Origin of the sequence: Vibrio sp. BS-M-Sm-2 (assembly GCF_041504345.1) — a bacterium.
Lineage (GTDB): Bacteria > Pseudomonadota > Gammaproteobacteria > Enterobacterales > Vibrionaceae > Vibrio > Vibrio satsumensis.
Genome location: NZ_CP167894.1, coordinates 1,179,020 through 1,197,151, shown reverse-complemented (window position 1 = coordinate 1,197,151; position 18,132 = coordinate 1,179,020). Strand labels below are relative to the sequence as shown.

Sequence of the window (18,132 nt, the reverse complement as noted above, 5' to 3'; positions counted from 1 at the left end):
AATAAGACTGCTTACAATGACTAAAAATATTCATGACCAACGTATTCTAATTCTGGACTTCGGTTCTCAATACACACAGCTAGTAGCTCGTCGTATTCGTGAGATCGGTGTTTACTGTGAACTTTGGAGCTGGGACGTAGACGAAGCGGATATTCGTGAATTCAATCCAGACGGTATCATCCTATCTGGTGGCCCTGAAAGTGTAACGGAAGAGAACTCTCCACGTGCACCTCAGTACGTATTTGATTCAGGTGTTCCTGTATTTGGTATTTGTTACGGCATGCAAACTATGGCTGAGCAACTTGGCGGTAAAGTAGCAACGTCTACTGAGCGCGAGTTCGGCTACGCTGCTGTACAAGTGACTGGTGAATCTGCACTTTTCGCTGACCTTGAGTCTACTCAAGATGTTTGGATGAGCCACGGCGACAAAGTAGTTGAAATCCCAGCTGATTTCACAAAGATCGCTGAAACAGACACTTGCCCATACGCTGCAATGGCAAACGAAGAGAAGAAGTACTACGGCGTACAATTCCACCCAGAAGTAACACACACTAAGAACGGCCTGAAAATGCTTGAGAACTTCGTTCTTAACGCATGTGGTTGTGAAGGTCTGTGGACTTCAGCTTCAATTATTGAAGATGCTGTTGCACGTATTAAAGAACAAGTAGGTGACGACGAAGTTATCCTTGGCCTTTCTGGTGGTGTTGATTCATCTGTAGTTGCGATGCTTGCTCACCGCGCTATCGGCGACAAACTAACATGTGTATTCGTAGATAACGGCCTTCTTCGTTTAAACGAAGCAGAGCAGGTTATGGAGATGTTCGGCAACAAGTTTGGCCTAAACATCATCAAAGTAGACGCTGAGCAACGCTTCCTTGACGCTCTTGAAGGCGAAGCTGAACCAGAAGCTAAGCGTAAGATCATCGGTCACGTATTCGTAGATATCTTCGATGAAGAGTCTAAGAAACTGAAGAATGCTAAATGGCTTGCTCAGGGTACTATCTACCCAGACGTAATCGAGTCTGCTGCATCTAAGACAGGTAAAGCACACGTAATCAAATCTCACCACAACGTTGGTGGTCTTCCTGATGATATGGAAATGGGCCTTGTTGAGCCTCTACGTGAGCTATTTAAAGATGAAGTACGTAAGATTGGTCTAGAGCTTGGTCTTCCATACAACATGCTTTACCGCCACCCATTCCCGGGTCCAGGTTTAGGTGTTCGTGTACTTGGCGAAGTTAAGAAAGAGTACTGTGATTTGCTGCGTCGTGCTGATGCTATCTTCATTGAAGAGCTTCATGCTGCTGACCTTTACCACAAAGTATCTCAAGCATTCACGGTATTCCTACCAGTACGTTCAGTTGGCGTAATGGGCGATGGTCGTAAGTACGATTGGGTTGTATCTCTACGTGCTGTAGAAACTATCGACTTCATGACTGCTCACTGGGCACACCTACCATACGACTTCCTAGGTAAGGTATCTAACCGTATTATCAACGAAGTTAACGGCATTTCACGTGTTGTTTACGATATTTCTGGTAAGCCACCAGCAACTATCGAGTGGGAATAATCTCTTAGAGATTTAACCAGCGTTGATTAAAACCTTAAGCCTCGAACTCATTTCGGGGCTTTTTTCTTTTCGATTCATTATATTGATTCATTGCATTAAAGGCTTATGAGCAATACCTCGAAATCAAATGAACAATACCTAGAAACCAAATGAGTTGGAAACTAGATATCAGCTCAAGAAACCATGAGACGCTTTGTTGTGTTGAGCTATATATCAAAAATATCACTCGCACTTTTTATAAATTCATACAGCTACAGCTAGGCCATTTCACATGTGAAGCATACTCTTTGATGGACTTATTAAGGACAGATAAGAGAATCCATCATGTTAAAAATCAAATATTTGGCGACAGTACTGGGCTGCACTTTGGCAGCACAAAGTCATGCGTCTTTGAACATTCAACCTGATCCGCAAAACCCGAGTGGTTACCTTGTTGAAAAGTCGGCATTACAAGCTGCTGAACAAGCGAAAACCTCGGATCCTATGTACGCGATCTGGTCACAAGCATTACAAACTCGTTCGAACACTATCGTTGAAGCGATTGCACCCGGTTCACCTTCTAACCCTGAAAACGTAAAACGGGTTGAGCGTGTATTCCCCCAATCTGAATGGGACTTCCTCACTCAAATGGCTGCGCCAGAATACACATACACTCGTTTCTTACGTGCGATTGGTAAATTCCCAGCCTTCTGTGGGGAGTACACCGATGGCCGTGATTCTGATGCCATCTGTAAGAAATCCATCATCACCGCTTTTGCCCACTTCTCTCAAGAGACGGGCGGTCACATTGCAATAGACAACACTTCTGATAACCCATTAGCTCTTGAAGAGTGGCAGCAAGCGCTGGTGCATGTTCGTGAAATGGGGTGGTCTGAAGGGCAAGAAGGCTACACAACAGGTTGTGGCCAGAACGATTGGCAAAATGCACGCTGGCCATGCGCCGCGGGGCAGGGCTACTTCGGTCGTGGTGCTAAACAGCTTTCTTACCACTTTAATTACGGTGCATTCTCGGAAGTGATGTTCGATGGTGACGCAACCGTGCTTCTCAATAATCCGGGCTTAGTGGCGGATTCTTGGTTGAACTTGGCTTCTGCTATTTGGTTCTTCTTAACCCCACAAGCGCCTAAGCCAGCTATGCTTCATGTGATTGACCGTACATGGACGCCATCTCAACGTGAACTGGATGCGGGTATTGGTTATGGCTTTGGTACCACAATCAATGTGATCAACGGTGGTATTGAGTGTGGTGAACAGAATAAAGACAAAGGCCAACCAGTTAACCGCATTCGTTACTGGGAAGGGCTCGCGGCGCACTATGAAATTCCTGTAGAAGCTGATGAAGCGAATACTTGTTGGCAGCAAACTCCATACGGAAGCTTGAACCTCAACGGCGCAACAGATGTGCTGTACACCAACTGGGATGGTAACTGGAAATACTACGCAGACCGCCCTGAAGGATATTCATTTGAATGTGAGCTTGTTGGATTCCAAACGGCTTATTCAGCTCTGGTTGCTGGCGATTACGAGAAGTGTGTGACCAACTTCTATGGATCTCATGCAAGCTGGCCTGAAGTGAAGGTGGTCGATAAGCTTGATCCGGTAGACCCAGGAACCGATCCGGGTGGCAATGGTTGGAACGCGACTAAGGTTTACAATGCGGGCGACCAAGTGACTCACAATGGTGCAACCTACGAAGCGAAATGGTGGACACAAGGGGATGACCCTGCCAATGGCGGCCCTTGGAAATTAGTGGCGGGTGAGCCAACACCACCGGTAGTGACTGATCCTGCGCCAGTCGACCCAGCTCCTGTTGATCCTGATCCGGTAGAGCCAACACCAGTTGACCCGCCTGTTACCGAGCCACCTGTCGTTGTTGACCCGTCGGTGTTTATCACATGGGAAGCGGGCGTTAGCCAAGTGAGTAACGGTGACAAGGTGACACATAACGGTAAGTGCTTCTTGGCTAAAAATGCTCCGGGTGTTTGGGAGAGTCCTGTTCAGTCGAATTGGTTCTGGGATGAAATCAGTTGTAATTGATAGTCTGAATACCGAAAAGGCGGTTTAAATGACGAGTTCAATATTACGACTGTAGCGATATAAATAATTAAAAGCCGAAAGTTTTTACTTTCGGTTTTTTTTCGTTTCGAACTTGGTGGCCTAGGAAGGTCGACTGGTCTATTAGGCTATGTTAAAGCGTATTTAAAGACTAATTATCCAGTTAGAGAATAAAGTCCTGTACAAATGATGGTTGTGAATTTATATTCAAATTTAATTTATATTTATTCTTTTATTTTAGGGTTAAGGTGTACCTATGGAACAGACAGATATCACGTCACTCATCCCCATTGTGATTACTTTGGTGTTGTCGTTGGCGACAAGGAATGTAGTGATAGGCCTATTTGCAGGCGTGCTGAGTGGTGTGGCAATGCTCACTGGTTTGTTTAGCGAACTTAACCCGCTTGATACGTTTGGTACCATGGTGAAAGGTTACTTAGTCCCTCAACTTACCGACAGCTATAACGCAGGTGTGATCATGCTGTTGGTGTTCATCGGTGGCTTTGTTGCTTTGATGGAGAAGTCGGGTGGTGGTGTTGCGTTTGCCAAGCGTGTTACCCAATGGGTCAGCAATAAATGCCAAGCTCAAATCTCAGCATGGTTTGGGGGAATCGTGATATTTTTCTCTGACTTAGGTACTCCGTTAATTGTTGGTCCTGTCTTTCGTCCCCTTTTCGATAAACTAAAACTTTCAAGACAGAAGCTAGCATTTATCATCGACTCAACATCATCACCTGTCGCGATTCTTATCCCTTTTATCGGGTGGGGCGTTTACATCATGAGTCTGATTCAAAAAGAGTTTACCGCCTTGAATGTCAATATGTCTGACTGGGATGCCTTTATCGGTGCGATTCCTTTCCAGTTCTACGCATTCTTAGCGATTTTCATTGTTCCTTTGGTTTCTGTTAAAGGTTTAGACTTCGGACCAATGGCAAAAGCTGAACGTGATTGCCAAGCGGGAATTAATTCTGGCGTGAATAGCGAATCACTTAATCCTTTCTCGCATAAAAATGCAAAGGCCTCTTTTGTTTGGGCTCCGTTGTTAGTGATGCTTATAGTGTTGTGTGCCATGTTGGTTCCACAAGGCTTCCCATTTCAAAAGGTCGCAGGCTCATCATTCAGAGCAGCGCTGTCTTCGGCTTATTTCTTTGCTGCGATTACCTTGATCTCGCTGATGGCTTACTACGGAGTGAGAAAGCTGTCGGATGGTGTTTCTGTGTACCTAAAAGGCATGGGCAACATGATGCCGGTTGCGATTATTTTGGTACTGGCGTGGGCATTAAGCACGATTGGTAAAGAGTTAGGTGCGGCGGCTTATATTGCAGAACAAGCGCAGAGTGGTTTCCCTTACTGGTTAGTGCCTGCGGTCGCGTTTCTACTGTCTGCCATTATCTCATTCGCAACGGGCTCTTCATGGGGAACCTTCGCGATTATGATGCCACTGGTTATTCCAACCGCGATTGCGATTGACGCACCGCTACTTGTCGCAATTGGTGCAGTGTTGTCTGGTGGTTTGTTTGGTGACCATTGCTCACCGATCTCAGAAACAACGATTCTTTCTTCAACAGGATCTGGGTGTGATCAGTTTGAACACTTTAAGACACAACTGCCTTACGCATTGATGAATGGTTCTATCGCTTTAGTGAGTTTCGTAGTGGCTGGTTTTACTGGAAGTTCGTTGGTTGTGTTAGGTGCGCTTGTCGCTCAGTTGGTTGTTGTAACGCTGCTGGCCAAGCGTGATGCAAGTAAGCATGCTCAATCAGAGGTGCAATCTCAAGTCTCTGAATCTAAAGCTCAACAAGCGTAGTTTAAGATGACGGGTGAGTGAATAGATACGGGATGCGAGTAAACGAGTAACGAAAAGCTCGCTCTCTTGTTCTTCATCTCACTTACTCGAACCTAAGTAATCCTCGTCATTCCCCACAGTGAGGGACGAACGTGATAGGGAATCTCTTTAGTGCGCCAAACGTGCTTATATCGAAGAGGAGATTCCAGGTACCTCGTTCCTCGATTCTGGAATGACGACTGAGAGCTAGGTACGGGATGTGAGTAAACGAGTATCGAAGAGCTCGCTCTCTATTGTCTAAGCTTGCTATTAAGCAGTCTCGCATACTCAAATCTAAAGACTCTTTTCGTGTCTCGTATCTCGTTACCCGCACCTTTTTCATATGCATATCACTTATTTCAATCTCAATACGCTCCTCTTATCCCGCTTACTCGAATCTACAGACTCTTTTCGCATCCCGTATCTCGTTACTCGCATCTTTTTTATAGCGTGACAGGGAATTTGTTTACTTATAGTTTCTATGAATTGATTGGTGTTGTTATGAAACTAATTTTCCATAGGATCATTTATACAATCTTAGTTTTCGATAACTGGATTACCTAGTTGAGCGGTTTATAGATTAAAATTTTCTTACAAATTTTATCGATTTTTTTAATCAACCACTTTAATAAGGTAAATTCGCAATGTCGACCAAACTAGCTAACCCAGCGCCACTAGGCTTAATGGGTTTCGGTATGACCACTATTCTTCTTAATATCCACAACGCAGGTTTCTTTCCAATCGATTCAATGATTCTTGCTATGGGTATTTTTTACGGTGGTTTGAGCCAAGTTATCGTGGGCACAATGTGTTTCAAACGTGGTGACACGTTCGGTACAACTGCGTTTACTTCTTACGGCCTATTCTGGTTGTCTTTGGTTGGTTTAATCGTGATGCCTTACATGGGCCTTCCTGCAAGCCCTGCTGCATTCATGGGTTGGTACCTACTACTATGGGGCATCTTCACAGGCTTTATGTTCATCGGTTCTCTATGCTACCCAGTTGCGAAGCAAGTAGTATTCGGCTCACTGACTATCTTGTTCTTCCTACTTGCAGCTCGTGATTTCACTGGCAGCTCACTGATCGGCACTATCGCTGGTTTTGAAGGTATCTTCTGTGGTGCTTCAGCTATCTACTTTGCAATGGCACAAGTAATCAACAACGAATACGGCCGTACAGTACTGCCTATCGGTGAGAAGAAAGCACCTCAAATGGCAACACAAGAAATCGCTGCTTAATACTCCAACTCGGGAACAGTTAGTTTGTTATAAGCCGTTTATTGGTTATGAATAAAACAAAAGGGGTTAGCCGAAATGGCTAACCCCTTTTTTATGCGTTATGAATAGCGCTATTTGTCAAAGCGATCTATTTGCTAAGGAAAGCTTAAGCTGAAGGTTGCTCTACAGGTTTAGTGTCTGTAGCTTCTGCTTCAGGAGACTTGCCTGTTTTACGTTTGTACTTCTCTTCCCAGTAAGTTGCACCTTTAATGCCTAGTTTTACAGGGTTGAATGTGTACTCAGTTACGCCTTGTTTCTGCTGTTCTTCGTAGTCAGCTAGAGCTTTAAGCGCAGGCTTAGACATGAAGAAGATGATCAGAATACCCACGATGTTTAACCATGCCATCAAGCCAACGCCAACATCACCCATTGCCCATGCAAGGTTCGCTGTTTTAACTGTGCCATAGAAAACCGCAGTGATAAGAACAAGCTTAAGTACGAACATCATGCCAGGGATCTTGATGGTACGACGTAGGTAAGCAATATTCGTTTCTGCGATGTAGTAGTAAGCAAGAATCGTTGTAAATGCGAAGAAGAACAGAGCAAATGCGATGAATGGCTTACCAATGCCTGGTAGTGCACTTTCAATAGCAAGCTGTGTAAATACAGGACCATTCGCACCGATGTTTGCTGCTAGATTCTGAACAAGGAATACCCCCTCAGCGCCGCCGTGAACGTTGTATGCACCAGTGATGATGATCATGAACGCTGTAGCAGAACATACTAGAAGAGTATCGATGTAGATAGAGAATGCTTGTACCAAACCTTGCTGAGCTGGGTGATCAACACTTGCAGCCGCTGCCGCGTGAGGACCAGTACCTTGACCCGCTTCGTTTGAGTAAACACCACGCTTAACACCCCAACCAATTGCAGCACCGAAGCCTGCCATAGGTGTGAATGCATCACCAATAATCATTGCGAAAACAGTTGGCACTTGGCTGATGTTTAGCAGAATGATAACGAACGCGATAATGATGTAAGCCAATGCCATGAAAGGCACAACGATCTGTGTGAAGTTCGCAATACGTTTAACACCACCAAAGATGATGAAAGCAAGGATGATAGCAACAACAGTACCGGTGAAAATTTTAGCGAAACTGAATGTACCGACAGCTGTTTCAATCATATCACCTGAGCCAAATGCAGCTTCTACAGCATTACCAATACTGTTTGACTGAACACCTGGAAGCAAAATACCACATGCAAAAATAGTCGCGATTGCGAAGATCCATGCGTACCACTTCTGACCCATTGCTTTTTCAATGTAGTAAGCCGGACCACCACGGAACTGGCCTTCGTCTTCTTCTTTGTAGATTTGCGCTAGCGTAGATTCTGCATAAGCAGTCGCAGCGCCAAAGAAGGCTACAACCCACATCCAGAATACTGCACCTGGGCCACCGAAACCTATAGCGGCAGCAACACCTGCAATGTTACCTGTACCTACACGGCCAGATAGCGAAACGGCTAGAGCTTGAAAAGACGAGATGCCTTTTGATGAGCTTTTACCCGATAGTAGCAAGCGCCACATTTCAAAGAAGTGACGGATTTGAACAAATCGAGTCATGATGGAGTAGAACAAACCTGCACCTAAACATAGGTAGATAAGTACTGGGCTCCAGATTATTCCATTCAAAAAATCAACGAATGACTGCATGAGTATTTTCCCTGTTAGTTTTACTTATGATTGTTTTTCGAACAACACAATACTTCACTTGTAACCCAAGTGTTAAATTATTTAACTGCTCATTAGGATTACTGTGACATAAAGCAAGTTATAGAGGGCGTTTGTTAATGCTTAGTGCTAATTCTATAATCATTCCATTTAACTTGATATGCAACTAGTTTTGCTCTGTGGTGTTTTGCAAAGTGAATAAATAGTGATTAATACAAAAAGGGGGAATTTGAGGTGCGCATAAGAAACGAAATTGCGAAAAATAACGATTAAAGCCGCTTAGCATGAACGGCTGATATAGGAGTGGTGGGATAAGTAGGTTGGAATATATCACCTCTATCGTATGAACTAGCAGGCCTAAGAGATTGTGATTTTTGAAAGTTCGATAATTAAGGCTTTCATGTTTACCTAGTGAAAGTTGCTAATTTGATGCCTGTTTCAAACAACCACGAACCCTCGCACCTGCAATTCTTTAGTGAAGTCAGACTGAGTGTTTGGTTCGCCGTGAATCAAATGCACCTTTTTCGGTGGAGTCGCGATGCCCTCTATAAATCGATAGAGATCCTCTTTATCGGCGTGAGCCGAGTAGCCAGACATGCCATGAATTTGAGCATTCACTTCCACTTGTTTGTTGTCGATTGAAACCTGCATTTCACCTTGTTGCAACTCTCGTCCGAGCGTCCCTTGCGCTTGATAGCCCGCTAAAATTACATCGGTTCGTATATCGGGAAGCAAAGCCGATAAGTAGTTCATTATCCTGCCGCCCTGACACATTCCAGAAGCTGCAACCACAATCGCGGGTTCACCTGTCGACTTAAGGCGATTAACGATTTTCTTGTGCATTCTATGCCCATCAACCGTAATGCACTGCTCAAATGCAAGTGGGTGACGTTTCAGTTCTAGCCGTTGCTTTGCTTCTTGTCCCCAGAGTTCTTTAAAACGTCGATAGGAACGTGTCACTTTCTCTGCCATAGGAGAATCGAGGATGATAGGAATATCGGCGCTGAGTTGATGCTCATAGATCAGGTGTTCGATATCAAATAGCAACTCTTGTGTTCGACCGATACTGAAGGCCGGAATTAGGATGACACCGCCATCGAGTAGTGAACGATCAATGATCGCTTTAAGACGCTGCGCTCGTGTTGCAATATCATCATGTGTACTGGCGCCATAAGTGGATTCGATAAACAGATAGTCGGCCTGTTGTGGTGGTTTTGGATCGGGCAGCAGTGGTGTGTTACTTGGGCCCAAGTCGCCAGAAAACACAACTACTTCTTGGCTTGGTAATTTTATCTCGATATAGGCAGAACCTAAGATGTGCCCAGCGGGTTGAAAACGGGCATGCAGAGTATTTGGCCTATGATGATCCTTTCCGTTGTTTTGCTGTTTAGATGTGATTGGAAACCATTCCCCGTAAGGCTTGGGAGCCATTAACGAATGAATTTTTTGAGTATCAGCTTCGATTGTTTATTGCTGAGCCCTTGCAGTTTTAAACCATCCTCAATCATTAAAGGGGCGAGTTCAGCGGTCGCTTGCGTGCAATAAATCGGTTGGTTAAACCCACTGGCGAGTAACCAAGGTAATCGACCAATATGATCAATGTGAGTATGGGTCAGCAGCAGAGCGTTGAGGTGGGACGTTTCAAATTCAATATCAAGAGGGCGGGTATCTTCTCCTTGAAGCTTTTTACCTTGAAGCTTTTTACCTTGAAGATCTAAACCTTGAAAAAGGCCACAGTCGATGAGCACCGCTTGGCCTGAATCTCTTAACTCGTGACAAGATCCGGTGACAGTATGTTTGCCGCCATGGTGAATCACTTCCATCGTTTACTCCCATTGCTCTATAAAGCCGTTAACGCCTGTTTTTATTTTGCGGATAAGCGCCAGCAAGTAAAACAAGAACAATGAGAGTTGCGATCGTTGAGTATCTTTTTAAGTAACTGAGCGATGACTCAGTGGGTTCGTTGTGAGTTAGTTCGTAGAAGAGCGGTCTGAATCCAACTCTGGGTTTTGCTGCGCCGCTAAACGAGCCACTTCGGCATCAAGCTCTGCTATTTTCTCTGCCATGAGTGCGTGACAGCGATTGGCCAGCTCCCTTGCATCACTAAGCTTGTATCCGGATACATCGATAGGTTCCAGCATCTCGGTGATCACAATGCCATTATTGGCACGATTAAAGTCGATCTTATTGTGCGTGGTGCTCGTGCACATCGGGGTGATAGGCACGCCGGCTTCAATCGCCATTCGGAAAGCGCCTGTTTTGAATGGCAGTAATCCACGCCCTTTACTACGGGTTCCTTCAGGGTAAACCCAAACAGACAGATCTCTCTGATGAATCGCTTCCGCCACTTGCTTGATGGTATCGCGTGCTTTGGATTTGTCTTCACGGTTAATCATGATGTTACCGGTGATCCAATACAGCAGGCCAAAGAAAGGCACGTACAACAAATCGCGTTTGCCCAATGAAACAGTGCGTGGTCTTAGCATTCCTGGATCGGTCACAAAGTCCAATATGCTTTGGTGGTTAGATATGTAGACGCTGTTCTCTGGCGTTGGGGCATTGTCTAGGCCGCGCTGTACCAGTTTTACACCGATGATCTTTTGGAGTTGGTTGAACCAACGACAGAAAACGTACACATGCTTGGGGTTCTTGGGGCTAAACAAGCAGTAAACAAAAGCACATAGAGTGGTGAAAATAATAAACACCGTAGCCAAAATAATACGAAGAACAGCAAGCACAATTCACTCCTTACTCACCGCAAGATTGCAGTGATTAAATAGTTTTAGATGCTTGAAGTTTTCACTCTATTTAACCGAATTGCAACAATTAACTGTTATAGGGTTCTGTTTTTAGATCTTTATATAAAACAAGGACTAACAATGGGTGTTTGACACGATCATCGAGCTTACACGTGTTCACTAGTAGCGAGGCATGTTCACCAATACTGTTTATTTGGATCCAACTTTTCTACCCATTCAGGATCTTGACGCGATTCCAAGTAGAGTTGTAGGCCGTTATAAGACATGAAAGCTGCAGGGCCACCAAGATGTTCGAAATAGTCAAAATAATCATCTTCGAGTGAACAAAGGTGAGCTAAATCTTTAACGTTATTCATCATTGCCCATTGAATAGCGAACACCGGAGCCGTCGAACCTGAAATGCTGACTTCTTCGACATTTGGGTTGAACAGTGAATTGGCTTGCTCAAGCTGTATCTCTTCTTGCTCAGACTCTTGCTGTAACACCTCTTCGATGATCTCTGAGCGTTTGGTATTAGAGACATTCTTATTCAGCTTGGCGATTCGAAGCGCGTAGCTAAAACGGTCAGTTGAAACGATGTCGACAAGTTGCGATAGCAGCTCTTTGTCTACGCCCGCAGCCTTGGTGAAATAATCGATACACGAATTGATTGAAGCATAACGAGTACCGTCAAATTCAAAGCCACTGGTTTCGTCGTAGACCTCTATTACAATGTCATCAACCGATAAAGGCCAACCTTTATAGTCGACTCGCTGCTTGGCGATTTGATACATCTTCCAAGCACTGCGCCCAAACCCGCCAAGCGTCGAACCCGAGAAATCAGAATCAATAAGCTCTTGCTCCGTCCAGTTCTCACCGATGCCAAGGTGCTTGGCATACTTATCAATGAGCGCATGTTTTATCTGATCGCGCACAGACCAAATTGAGGTCAGATTCTTTGAATAGTTAATTCTCGCACACTCATTACAAGCCGGCAGTGTTATTGGTGAATGGCCAATCTTGGCAACTGCTTGCGCTGTCTTAGGAAATTCAATAAGGTTACTGGAAGGTTCACCACAAAACCAACAGGTGTGGCGCAGGTTGAATGGGGTATCTATGTACGAGTATGTGTTCATTAGTCTTTATCGGCTAGGTGCTTGAGGAGAGTTAATCATCTTCAAACAATTATCTCTGTTCGCACGTCAGCTTGCACCTTGTTTGTTTTTGTTTTTCTGACGAGACTGATTCGAGGTGTGACTCGCCTGATGAGCTCATTAGGTGGATATTGATATAAAACAGTCACTAACGATAAATGTTGCTCGGTGTGGCTGAACTTACATGAGCTGCTAGCAATCGCCTAAGCTCCCCATTACTATTTAGATAGACTCCTTACTCCAATAGTGCATATGTCCTCATCGATTCCTTTTTACGATAAAAATGCTCACACACTTTGTCAGCAGTACAACTCCGTGACGTTCGAGACGGTGCACAAAAGCTGGCAAGCTTATTGGCCTTTAGATGGCGATAAGGTGCTAGATGTAGGGGCGGGAAGTGGCCGTGATGCGTTATGGATGCACAAGGCTGGTGCTGAAGTCATCGCGATAGAACCCAGTGCGTCATTACGTGAGCAGGGCTCAGAATATACTGGGCCAAATGTTACATGGTTAGATGATTCACTCCCATCGTTGAGTCGAACTGAAAACCTCGGAATGCGTTTTGACTTGATACTGGTGAGTGCTGTGTGGATGCACCTTGCACCGTCATATCGAGAGCGAGCATTCAGAAAGTTATCTAACTTACTCGCTCCAAATGGCAAATTGGTGATTACCCTACGTCACGGAGAGTTTCATGACGACCGAGAGGGTTATGAGGTCTCGGTTGAAGAGCTTGAGCGTTTGTCGAAGAACAGTGCTTTGTTGGTGCGTCATGTCGAGAATAGCCAAGACACCTTGAAGCGCAGTGAGGTTTGGTGGCAAACCGTAGTGATGACGTTACCAGATGACGGCTCTGGTGACTTAAACAAGGTGCGCCACATTATTGTGAATGACAATAAGTCGGCCACATACAAATTGGCTCTGTTAAGAACCTTACTGAGAATTGCAGATGCTCACTCTGGTGCTGTGCTTGATCGAACCGATGGCAAGATATCTCTACCTGTGGGTTTGGTTGCTCTGTATTGGGTTAGGCAATTTAAGCGTCTAATTGATATCGATATAGAAGGCATTGGGATTCAGCAAAACAGCAATACGAGTAAAGGCCTAGGCTTTGTAAAAGATGATGGCTGGAACAAACTCAAGCACCTCAGTGCTGATGATTTAGCGATAGGCACTCTGTTTATTGGTGATGAAGCCAAAGCATTACAGAAGTTGTTTTCACAGACGATCAGCACCATTAAATCGGGCCCAGTGACCTTTATTTATCAAGGTTCCAAAGAGAATAAGTTATTTGAGATACTCTCTCCTCAGCAGCGACGAAAGAGTCGAGAGTCACTGGTCATCGACAGCGAGTTCTTAGCAAGCTTTGGTTACTTCACGCTGGATGAAAGCTTATGGGAATGTTTCAGAATCTATCACTCTTGGATTGAGCCGCTAGTCGTGAATCAATGGGTGATGGAGATGCAGCGTTTTGAGTTAAATCGACAGCGCAACATTTCACTACAGACCTATCACGACTGCTTAGTCTGGATTGACCGAAACCACGACACTCGTGACGTACGCAAAAGAGTTGAACAACTTAGATCTGAACATGCAGACATTGTCAGCGTCTGGAGTGGAAAATCGTTAAAAAATGAGTATCACGTTGATCACTGTCTACCTTTTGCTTACTGGCCGAATAACGATAAGTGGAACCTCTTTCCAACCACAAGCAAAGAGAACTTGAGCAAAAGTGACAAAGTGCCTACCGCTGAAAAACTTCGCGCGTCTAAACCTCGTATTCTCGAATGGTGGCAATTGGCGTGGAGTGATTCGGCTCATTTTGAACAGCAATTCTTTTCTGAAGCGGCCCTTTCTTTACCCAATATTCCACCACAGTGTCGAGACTTCGAAGAGGTGTTTGATGCAATGGGTCTGCAGGTACGTGGTGTGAAAAGTCGACTGTTAATTAATGAGTGGCAGTGATCGCCACGCTTACCCGCTAATTTAATCCTTTAAGTAACGGTAGAGATAACAATGAAATACATCGGAATTGATGGCTGTAAGGCGGGTTGGATCGCTTGGATTGTCTCTGATAATCAGACGCCAGTGTTCAAAGTGGTAAAGGCGCTTGATGAGCTTGCGAATGATCTTATCGGTTCAACAGCGCTTATCGATATGCCGATTGGTTTTAGTGACGCGAAGACTCCAGATCGCTTGTGCGACAAAGCAGCAAGGCGTTTTCTAACCAGCAAACGTGGTTCTTCGGTGTTTCCTGTGCCGTGTCGTGAGGCGGTTTACCAAACAGATTATATCGCGGCGTGTAATGCCAATGTGCAGCAGCTTGGTAAGAAGTTCTCTAAGCAAACTTGGGGTATCGTTCCTAAAATCCGAGAGCTAGATAAACTCATCGATGATCACCCAAACTTATCGATCAGAGAGTCTCACCCTGAGGTGGCATTCGCTGCTTTGAAAGGGGAACCGCTAACCTTCTCTAAGCGAACCCAAGAGGGCAAAGAGGAAAGGCTTTCGATTATTCAGCAACTCGCCCCGAAATGGTGTGAGGGCTTGGCGCTAGCTATCTCAAACACCAAGCGTAAAGATGTCGCGATAGATGATATTTATGACGCATTCATATTGATGTTGATTGCGTATCACGCTCCAACATTGTTGTGCTTGCCTGAACTTGCTGATATTGGCGGAAAGGCTGATAAGGATCAGAATGGTCGAGCTCGTGAAATCGTTTATTGGAAGAAAACGCATTAGCAAAGTATGCGCTCTGTTATGTTGAGTGTGTTACTTTCCACTCCCTGTCTTTTTACTCTTACTGTTTTTGAGCCTTGATATGAAACGTTTAATTGTTGGTTTGTTGGCAACCTTGATCAGTGCGGCGAGTTACGGCCAAGTTGCACCTGTTTCTCAATGGCAGTGTGACATGATGAAAAAGAACAAGGTATTGAATAGTGGAGCACCTGTTGGTTGTGATCGGCTATCCAAAGTAGACTTTGATTTCGTTAATTTTAAAGGCGAAACGCAGCAAGGGAACATGATTGTGCTTGATGTTATCGCCCCTTCTGTTGAACAAATCTTTTTAGAGCTTAAACAGCGTAACTTCCCACTGCATTCTGCACGCCTAATGCGTGAGTTTAACGGTGATGATAATGCTTCTATGGAAGCCAATAACAGCAGCGCGTTTAATGCTCGGCCTATCACTGGCGGAGGAGGTTGGTCGAAGCATGCTTATGGTGTGGCAATCGACATCAACCCAGTTCAAAACCCTTTCTTAGCGTTTGATAGCAACGGAACCATCACGGTAAAGCCATCACAATCGGCAACCAGCTATGTAAATAGAACGCGCTTTCGTGCGCGCAATGACATTGAACGCCGAGGCATGGCGGAAGATGTGGTCGAGCTGTTTGCACATCATGGTTTGATGATCTGGGGAGGGGATTGGAATAGCCCAATCGATACTCAGCATTTTGAGGTCGGCTCAAGAAAGTTTGTTAACCAACTGCTCTCTAAACCACAAACTGAAGCCAAGGTGTTATTTGAGCGCTACGTCGAATCTTATCGACAGTGCTATCTCAAAAATAAAGGTGAGGACGCAGAAAAAGCTCGAGCTATCTGTGCAAAGAAAACAGTTGGGACTTTTTAGTGCTATGTTTATCTAGAACCGTTTGTGTTTTAGCAAGTTAAACTCGCTTCAGGTGTGTTTTGAATAGCTAAGGTCAGCGCTCGTCGTTGGCCTTTTTTGTATTCATTTCTTCAATAGAACGCCGAGTATTGAAAGGTTATTGGGTATCCATTAGTCAATAATCGATAAGCGAATGCAGCGCAAAGTCATCGGTTTGTCATTGAAAAAGTCATAGCGTAAACGTTATGTGAGAACCATCGCTGGTGGGGAACTTCTTGCCTATTCGCCAGTATTATTAGTGAACTGATCACAACGGACCAACTAATGAAAAAGATACCTTTGGCTCTAACTCTTTTAAGCACTCTACTTTTTTCACAATATTCTTTGGCTACAGACACTTCACACACCACGCAAAATCCGACTTATGAACTCGATGGTAAGGCGGTATTAGGCCGCACTGAGAATGTGTACCTCTCTAGCGTTCAAGGGCTTAAAGACGTTCCTTTCATTGGCAAAATCGACACCGGTGCCGAAACCACTTCCATGCATGCTGAAGACATCCATGTAAAAAGTACACATGCAGATTATAAGAACCTCAAAGACAAAGAGTTAATGGCGGCATTAACCGAAGATGTGTTGAACAATAGCGACGTTGATTACGACGATTGGGATGGCAGCACCTTTGCGAAATATGAAGCTGTGGTCTCTTTTAAGGTTCAAAACCCACGTACGGGTGACATGGTATTAATTAAAGCGCCTTTAGAGCGTGTCAGCATGATACGCAGTCGCACCAGCAGCACGCCTTTGCTTCGCCCGACTATTAAAATGTCGCTGACCATTGCGGATCAAGAATTAAAAACAGACGTTAACCTTACCGACAGAAGCCACTTCTCTGCGCCTGTGCTGATTGGTAAAACCTTCCTTGCTGATAACGCTTTGGTGTTTGCGGGTTATGACTACTTGCAAGAGCAAGAAAATGCGACGGTTGTTGGCCGTAAAGAGGTGGTGTCTATCTCTGGAATGGCGATGAATGCGACCTTCTCTTTAAAGAACCGCTACAGTATTTTGCATGCTAAAGACATCGACATAGACAAAAAGAACAAAGAAGTGACGTTTGATATGTTCGATAACGACGGCAAACAAAAAGAGATGACATTGCCGTTGGTTCGTATGTTAAGCGTGAGCGGTAAGAAGAGACCTTTAGTCTATGTGCCAGTTCAACTTGATGAGAACATCACTAAAGATGTTCTTGTTTATCTGCGTGACCGTTCAGACAGCAGCTCACAGCTAAGGTTGGGTACCAACACAGCAAGTGAACTCTTCATGATTGATACCAGTGCTGAAAACATTTTATCAGAAGGTTCAGAGAGCTTTAGTGATGTTGCTGAGTCTGGTGAGCCTATGATTATCTCACCGGAAGAGGACATCACCCTAGATGACTTCCCGCTTAAGGCTGTGGCTTCTTTCACTGTCAATACGCCTTTGCTGAAGGTCGACAGTTTTGAAATGTCAGGTAAAGGCAAAGAGGCTTCTGTTGAATTTTATCTTACGGATGTAAATGGTGAGAAGCAGAAGGTAACAAAGCCAATTATTAAGAAGCTTAAAGTCGGTGATGATACTCGTCCGGTTGTAAGTGGTGAGTTTGCGGTCTCTGGAAACGTTCGTACGCAAGAGTTTGCCATCGACGTGCTCAACACAAATGAGAAAGAAGCGTACTTTATTTTAGGTAAGAAGATGGCAAAAGAAGGCGTTTACGTTAATACGCGTTCTGACTACCTTCTGAAAGCTGAGCCACTGTTTAAAGTTGGGCACATCGAAGTTGTTGAAGTGAATGGTATGAAGTTCCCGGCCAAGCTAGATACTGGCGCGGATGTAAGTTCAATGAACGCAGTTAATATCAAACGATTCAAGAAAGATGGCCAAGACATGGTGAGTTTTACCTATCAAAACAACCAAGGCGATAAGCAAGATTTCACTAAGCCAGTGATTGATGTGATGCGCATTAAAGCTAAAAAAGGCGAGAAGGTGAACATTCGCCCTGTAGTAGAAATGAAGGTTAAGTTGGGTGACCTAGAAAAAGAGGTGAGGGTAAACCTTCAAGACCGTTCGCGCTTCGAATACAGCATGATTCTAGGTAAGAACTTCTTAAAGCACGGCGCAGTAGTGAGTAGCGATGAAGATTATGTGCTGGGTGATATGGAGTAACACCTAAACTTATCTAAGTTCGT

Annotated in this window: 11 protein-coding genes and 1 pseudogene; 8 read left to right on the top strand and 4 right to left on the bottom strand. The window is 44.6% G+C overall.

From position 1 onward, the window contains the following. The first annotated feature begins 16 nt into the window (after positions 1 to 16). The 4 genes from guaA (at position 17) to AB8613_RS05390 (ending at position 6,688) form a co-directional block, all read left to right on the top strand. On the top strand, positions 17 to 1,570 hold the full coding sequence (gene guaA / locus AB8613_RS05405) for a glutamine-hydrolyzing GMP synthase (protein ID WP_146489687.1): 1,554 nt from the start codon (positions 17 to 19) through the stop codon (positions 1,568 to 1,570). A gap of 324 nt (positions 1,571 to 1,894) precedes the next feature. Next, complete coding sequence (locus AB8613_RS05400; protein WP_372384620.1) at positions 1,895 to 3,607, top strand: glycoside hydrolase family 19 protein; 1,713 nt, start codon at positions 1,895 to 1,897, stop codon at positions 3,605 to 3,607. Positions 3,608 to 3,881: 274 nt separating this feature from the next. Further along, a complete protein-coding gene (locus tag AB8613_RS05395) occupies positions 3,882 to 5,432 on the top strand; it encodes a Na+/H+ antiporter NhaC family protein (protein WP_372384619.1) in 1,551 nt (516 codons plus the stop codon). A 662-nt stretch (positions 5,433 to 6,094) separates the two neighbouring features. Continuing rightward, complete coding sequence (locus AB8613_RS05390) at positions 6,095 to 6,688, top strand: GPR1/FUN34/YaaH family transporter (protein ID WP_060983311.1); 594 nt, start codon at positions 6,095 to 6,097, stop codon at positions 6,686 to 6,688. A 145-nt stretch (positions 6,689 to 6,833) separates the two neighbouring features. Here AB8613_RS05390 and AB8613_RS05385 read toward each other — a convergent pair whose 3' ends face one another. From AB8613_RS05385 to AB8613_RS05370, 4 genes and pseudogenes are all read right to left on the bottom strand, one after another. Then, positions 6,834 to 8,381: a sodium:alanine symporter family protein gene (locus AB8613_RS05385; RefSeq protein WP_146489691.1), complete on the bottom strand. Its 1,548-nt coding sequence runs from the start codon at positions 8,379 to 8,381 to the stop codon at positions 6,834 to 6,836. A 456-nt stretch (positions 8,382 to 8,837) separates the two neighbouring features. Further along, positions 8,838 to 10,222: pseudogene (locus tag AB8613_RS05380) on the bottom strand (MBL fold metallo-hydrolase). 147 nt (positions 10,223 to 10,369) lie between these two features. Further along, on the bottom strand, positions 10,370 to 11,137 hold the full coding sequence (locus AB8613_RS05375; RefSeq protein ID WP_285954995.1) for a 1-acylglycerol-3-phosphate O-acyltransferase: 768 nt from the start codon (positions 11,135 to 11,137) through the stop codon (positions 10,370 to 10,372). Positions 11,138 to 11,334: 197 nt separating this feature from the next. Continuing rightward, positions 11,335 to 12,273: a hypothetical protein gene (locus tag AB8613_RS05370; RefSeq protein WP_372384618.1), complete on the bottom strand. Its 939-nt coding sequence runs from the start codon at positions 12,271 to 12,273 to the stop codon at positions 11,335 to 11,337. A gap of 270 nt (positions 12,274 to 12,543) precedes the next feature. Here AB8613_RS05370 and AB8613_RS05365 point away from each other — a divergent pair, with 270 nt between their 5' ends. From AB8613_RS05365 to AB8613_RS05350, 4 genes are all read left to right on the top strand, one after another. Continuing rightward, entirely contained in the window at positions 12,544 to 14,256 is a 1,713-nt protein-coding gene (locus tag AB8613_RS05365) for a class I SAM-dependent methyltransferase (protein ID WP_372384617.1), read from the top strand. A gap of 51 nt (positions 14,257 to 14,307) precedes the next feature. Next, complete coding sequence (locus AB8613_RS05360; RefSeq protein WP_372384616.1) at positions 14,308 to 15,036, top strand: DUF429 domain-containing protein; 729 nt, start codon at positions 14,308 to 14,310, stop codon at positions 15,034 to 15,036. 79 nt (positions 15,037 to 15,115) lie between these two features. Beyond that, positions 15,116 to 15,925, top strand: a complete 810-nt coding sequence (locus AB8613_RS05355; RefSeq protein ID WP_372384615.1) for a M15 family metallopeptidase — start codon at positions 15,116 to 15,118, stop codon at positions 15,923 to 15,925. Positions 15,926 to 16,228: 303 nt separating this feature from the next. Continuing rightward, positions 16,229 to 18,109 (top strand): ATP-dependent zinc protease, encoded by a 1,881-nt coding sequence (locus AB8613_RS05350; RefSeq protein WP_372384614.1) that lies wholly within the window; start codon positions 16,229 to 16,231, stop codon positions 18,107 to 18,109. Positions 18,110 to 18,132: the final 23 nt, after the last annotated feature.

Bases quoted from the DNA above. Each gene is read 5' to 3' on its own strand.
- AB8613_RS05350 (WP_372384614.1), top strand. From the start codon at position 16,229: ATGAAAAAGATACCTTTGGCTCTAACTCTTTTAAGCACTCTACTTTTT.
- AB8613_RS05395 (WP_372384619.1), top strand. From the start codon at position 3,882: ATGGAACAGACAGATATCACGTCACTCATCCCCATTGTGATTACTTTG.
- AB8613_RS05360 (WP_372384616.1), top strand. From the start codon at position 14,308: ATGAAATACATCGGAATTGATGGCTGTAAGGCGGGTTGGATCGCTTGG.
- AB8613_RS05385 (WP_146489691.1), bottom strand. From the start codon at position 8,381: ATGCAGTCATTCGTTGATTTTTTGAATGGAATAATCTGGAGCCCAGTA.
- AB8613_RS05400 (WP_372384620.1), top strand. From the start codon at position 1,895: ATGTTAAAAATCAAATATTTGGCGACAGTACTGGGCTGCACTTTGGCA.
- guaA (WP_146489687.1), top strand. From the start codon at position 17: ATGACTAAAAATATTCATGACCAACGTATTCTAATTCTGGACTTCGGT.
- AB8613_RS05355 (WP_372384615.1), top strand. From the start codon at position 15,116: ATGAAACGTTTAATTGTTGGTTTGTTGGCAACCTTGATCAGTGCGGCG.
- AB8613_RS05365 (WP_372384617.1), top strand. From the start codon at position 12,544: ATGTCCTCATCGATTCCTTTTTACGATAAAAATGCTCACACACTTTGT.
- AB8613_RS05390 (WP_060983311.1), top strand. From the start codon at position 6,095: ATGTCGACCAAACTAGCTAACCCAGCGCCACTAGGCTTAATGGGTTTC.
- AB8613_RS05370 (WP_372384618.1), bottom strand. From the start codon at position 12,273: ATGAACACATACTCGTACATAGATACCCCATTCAACCTGCGCCACACC.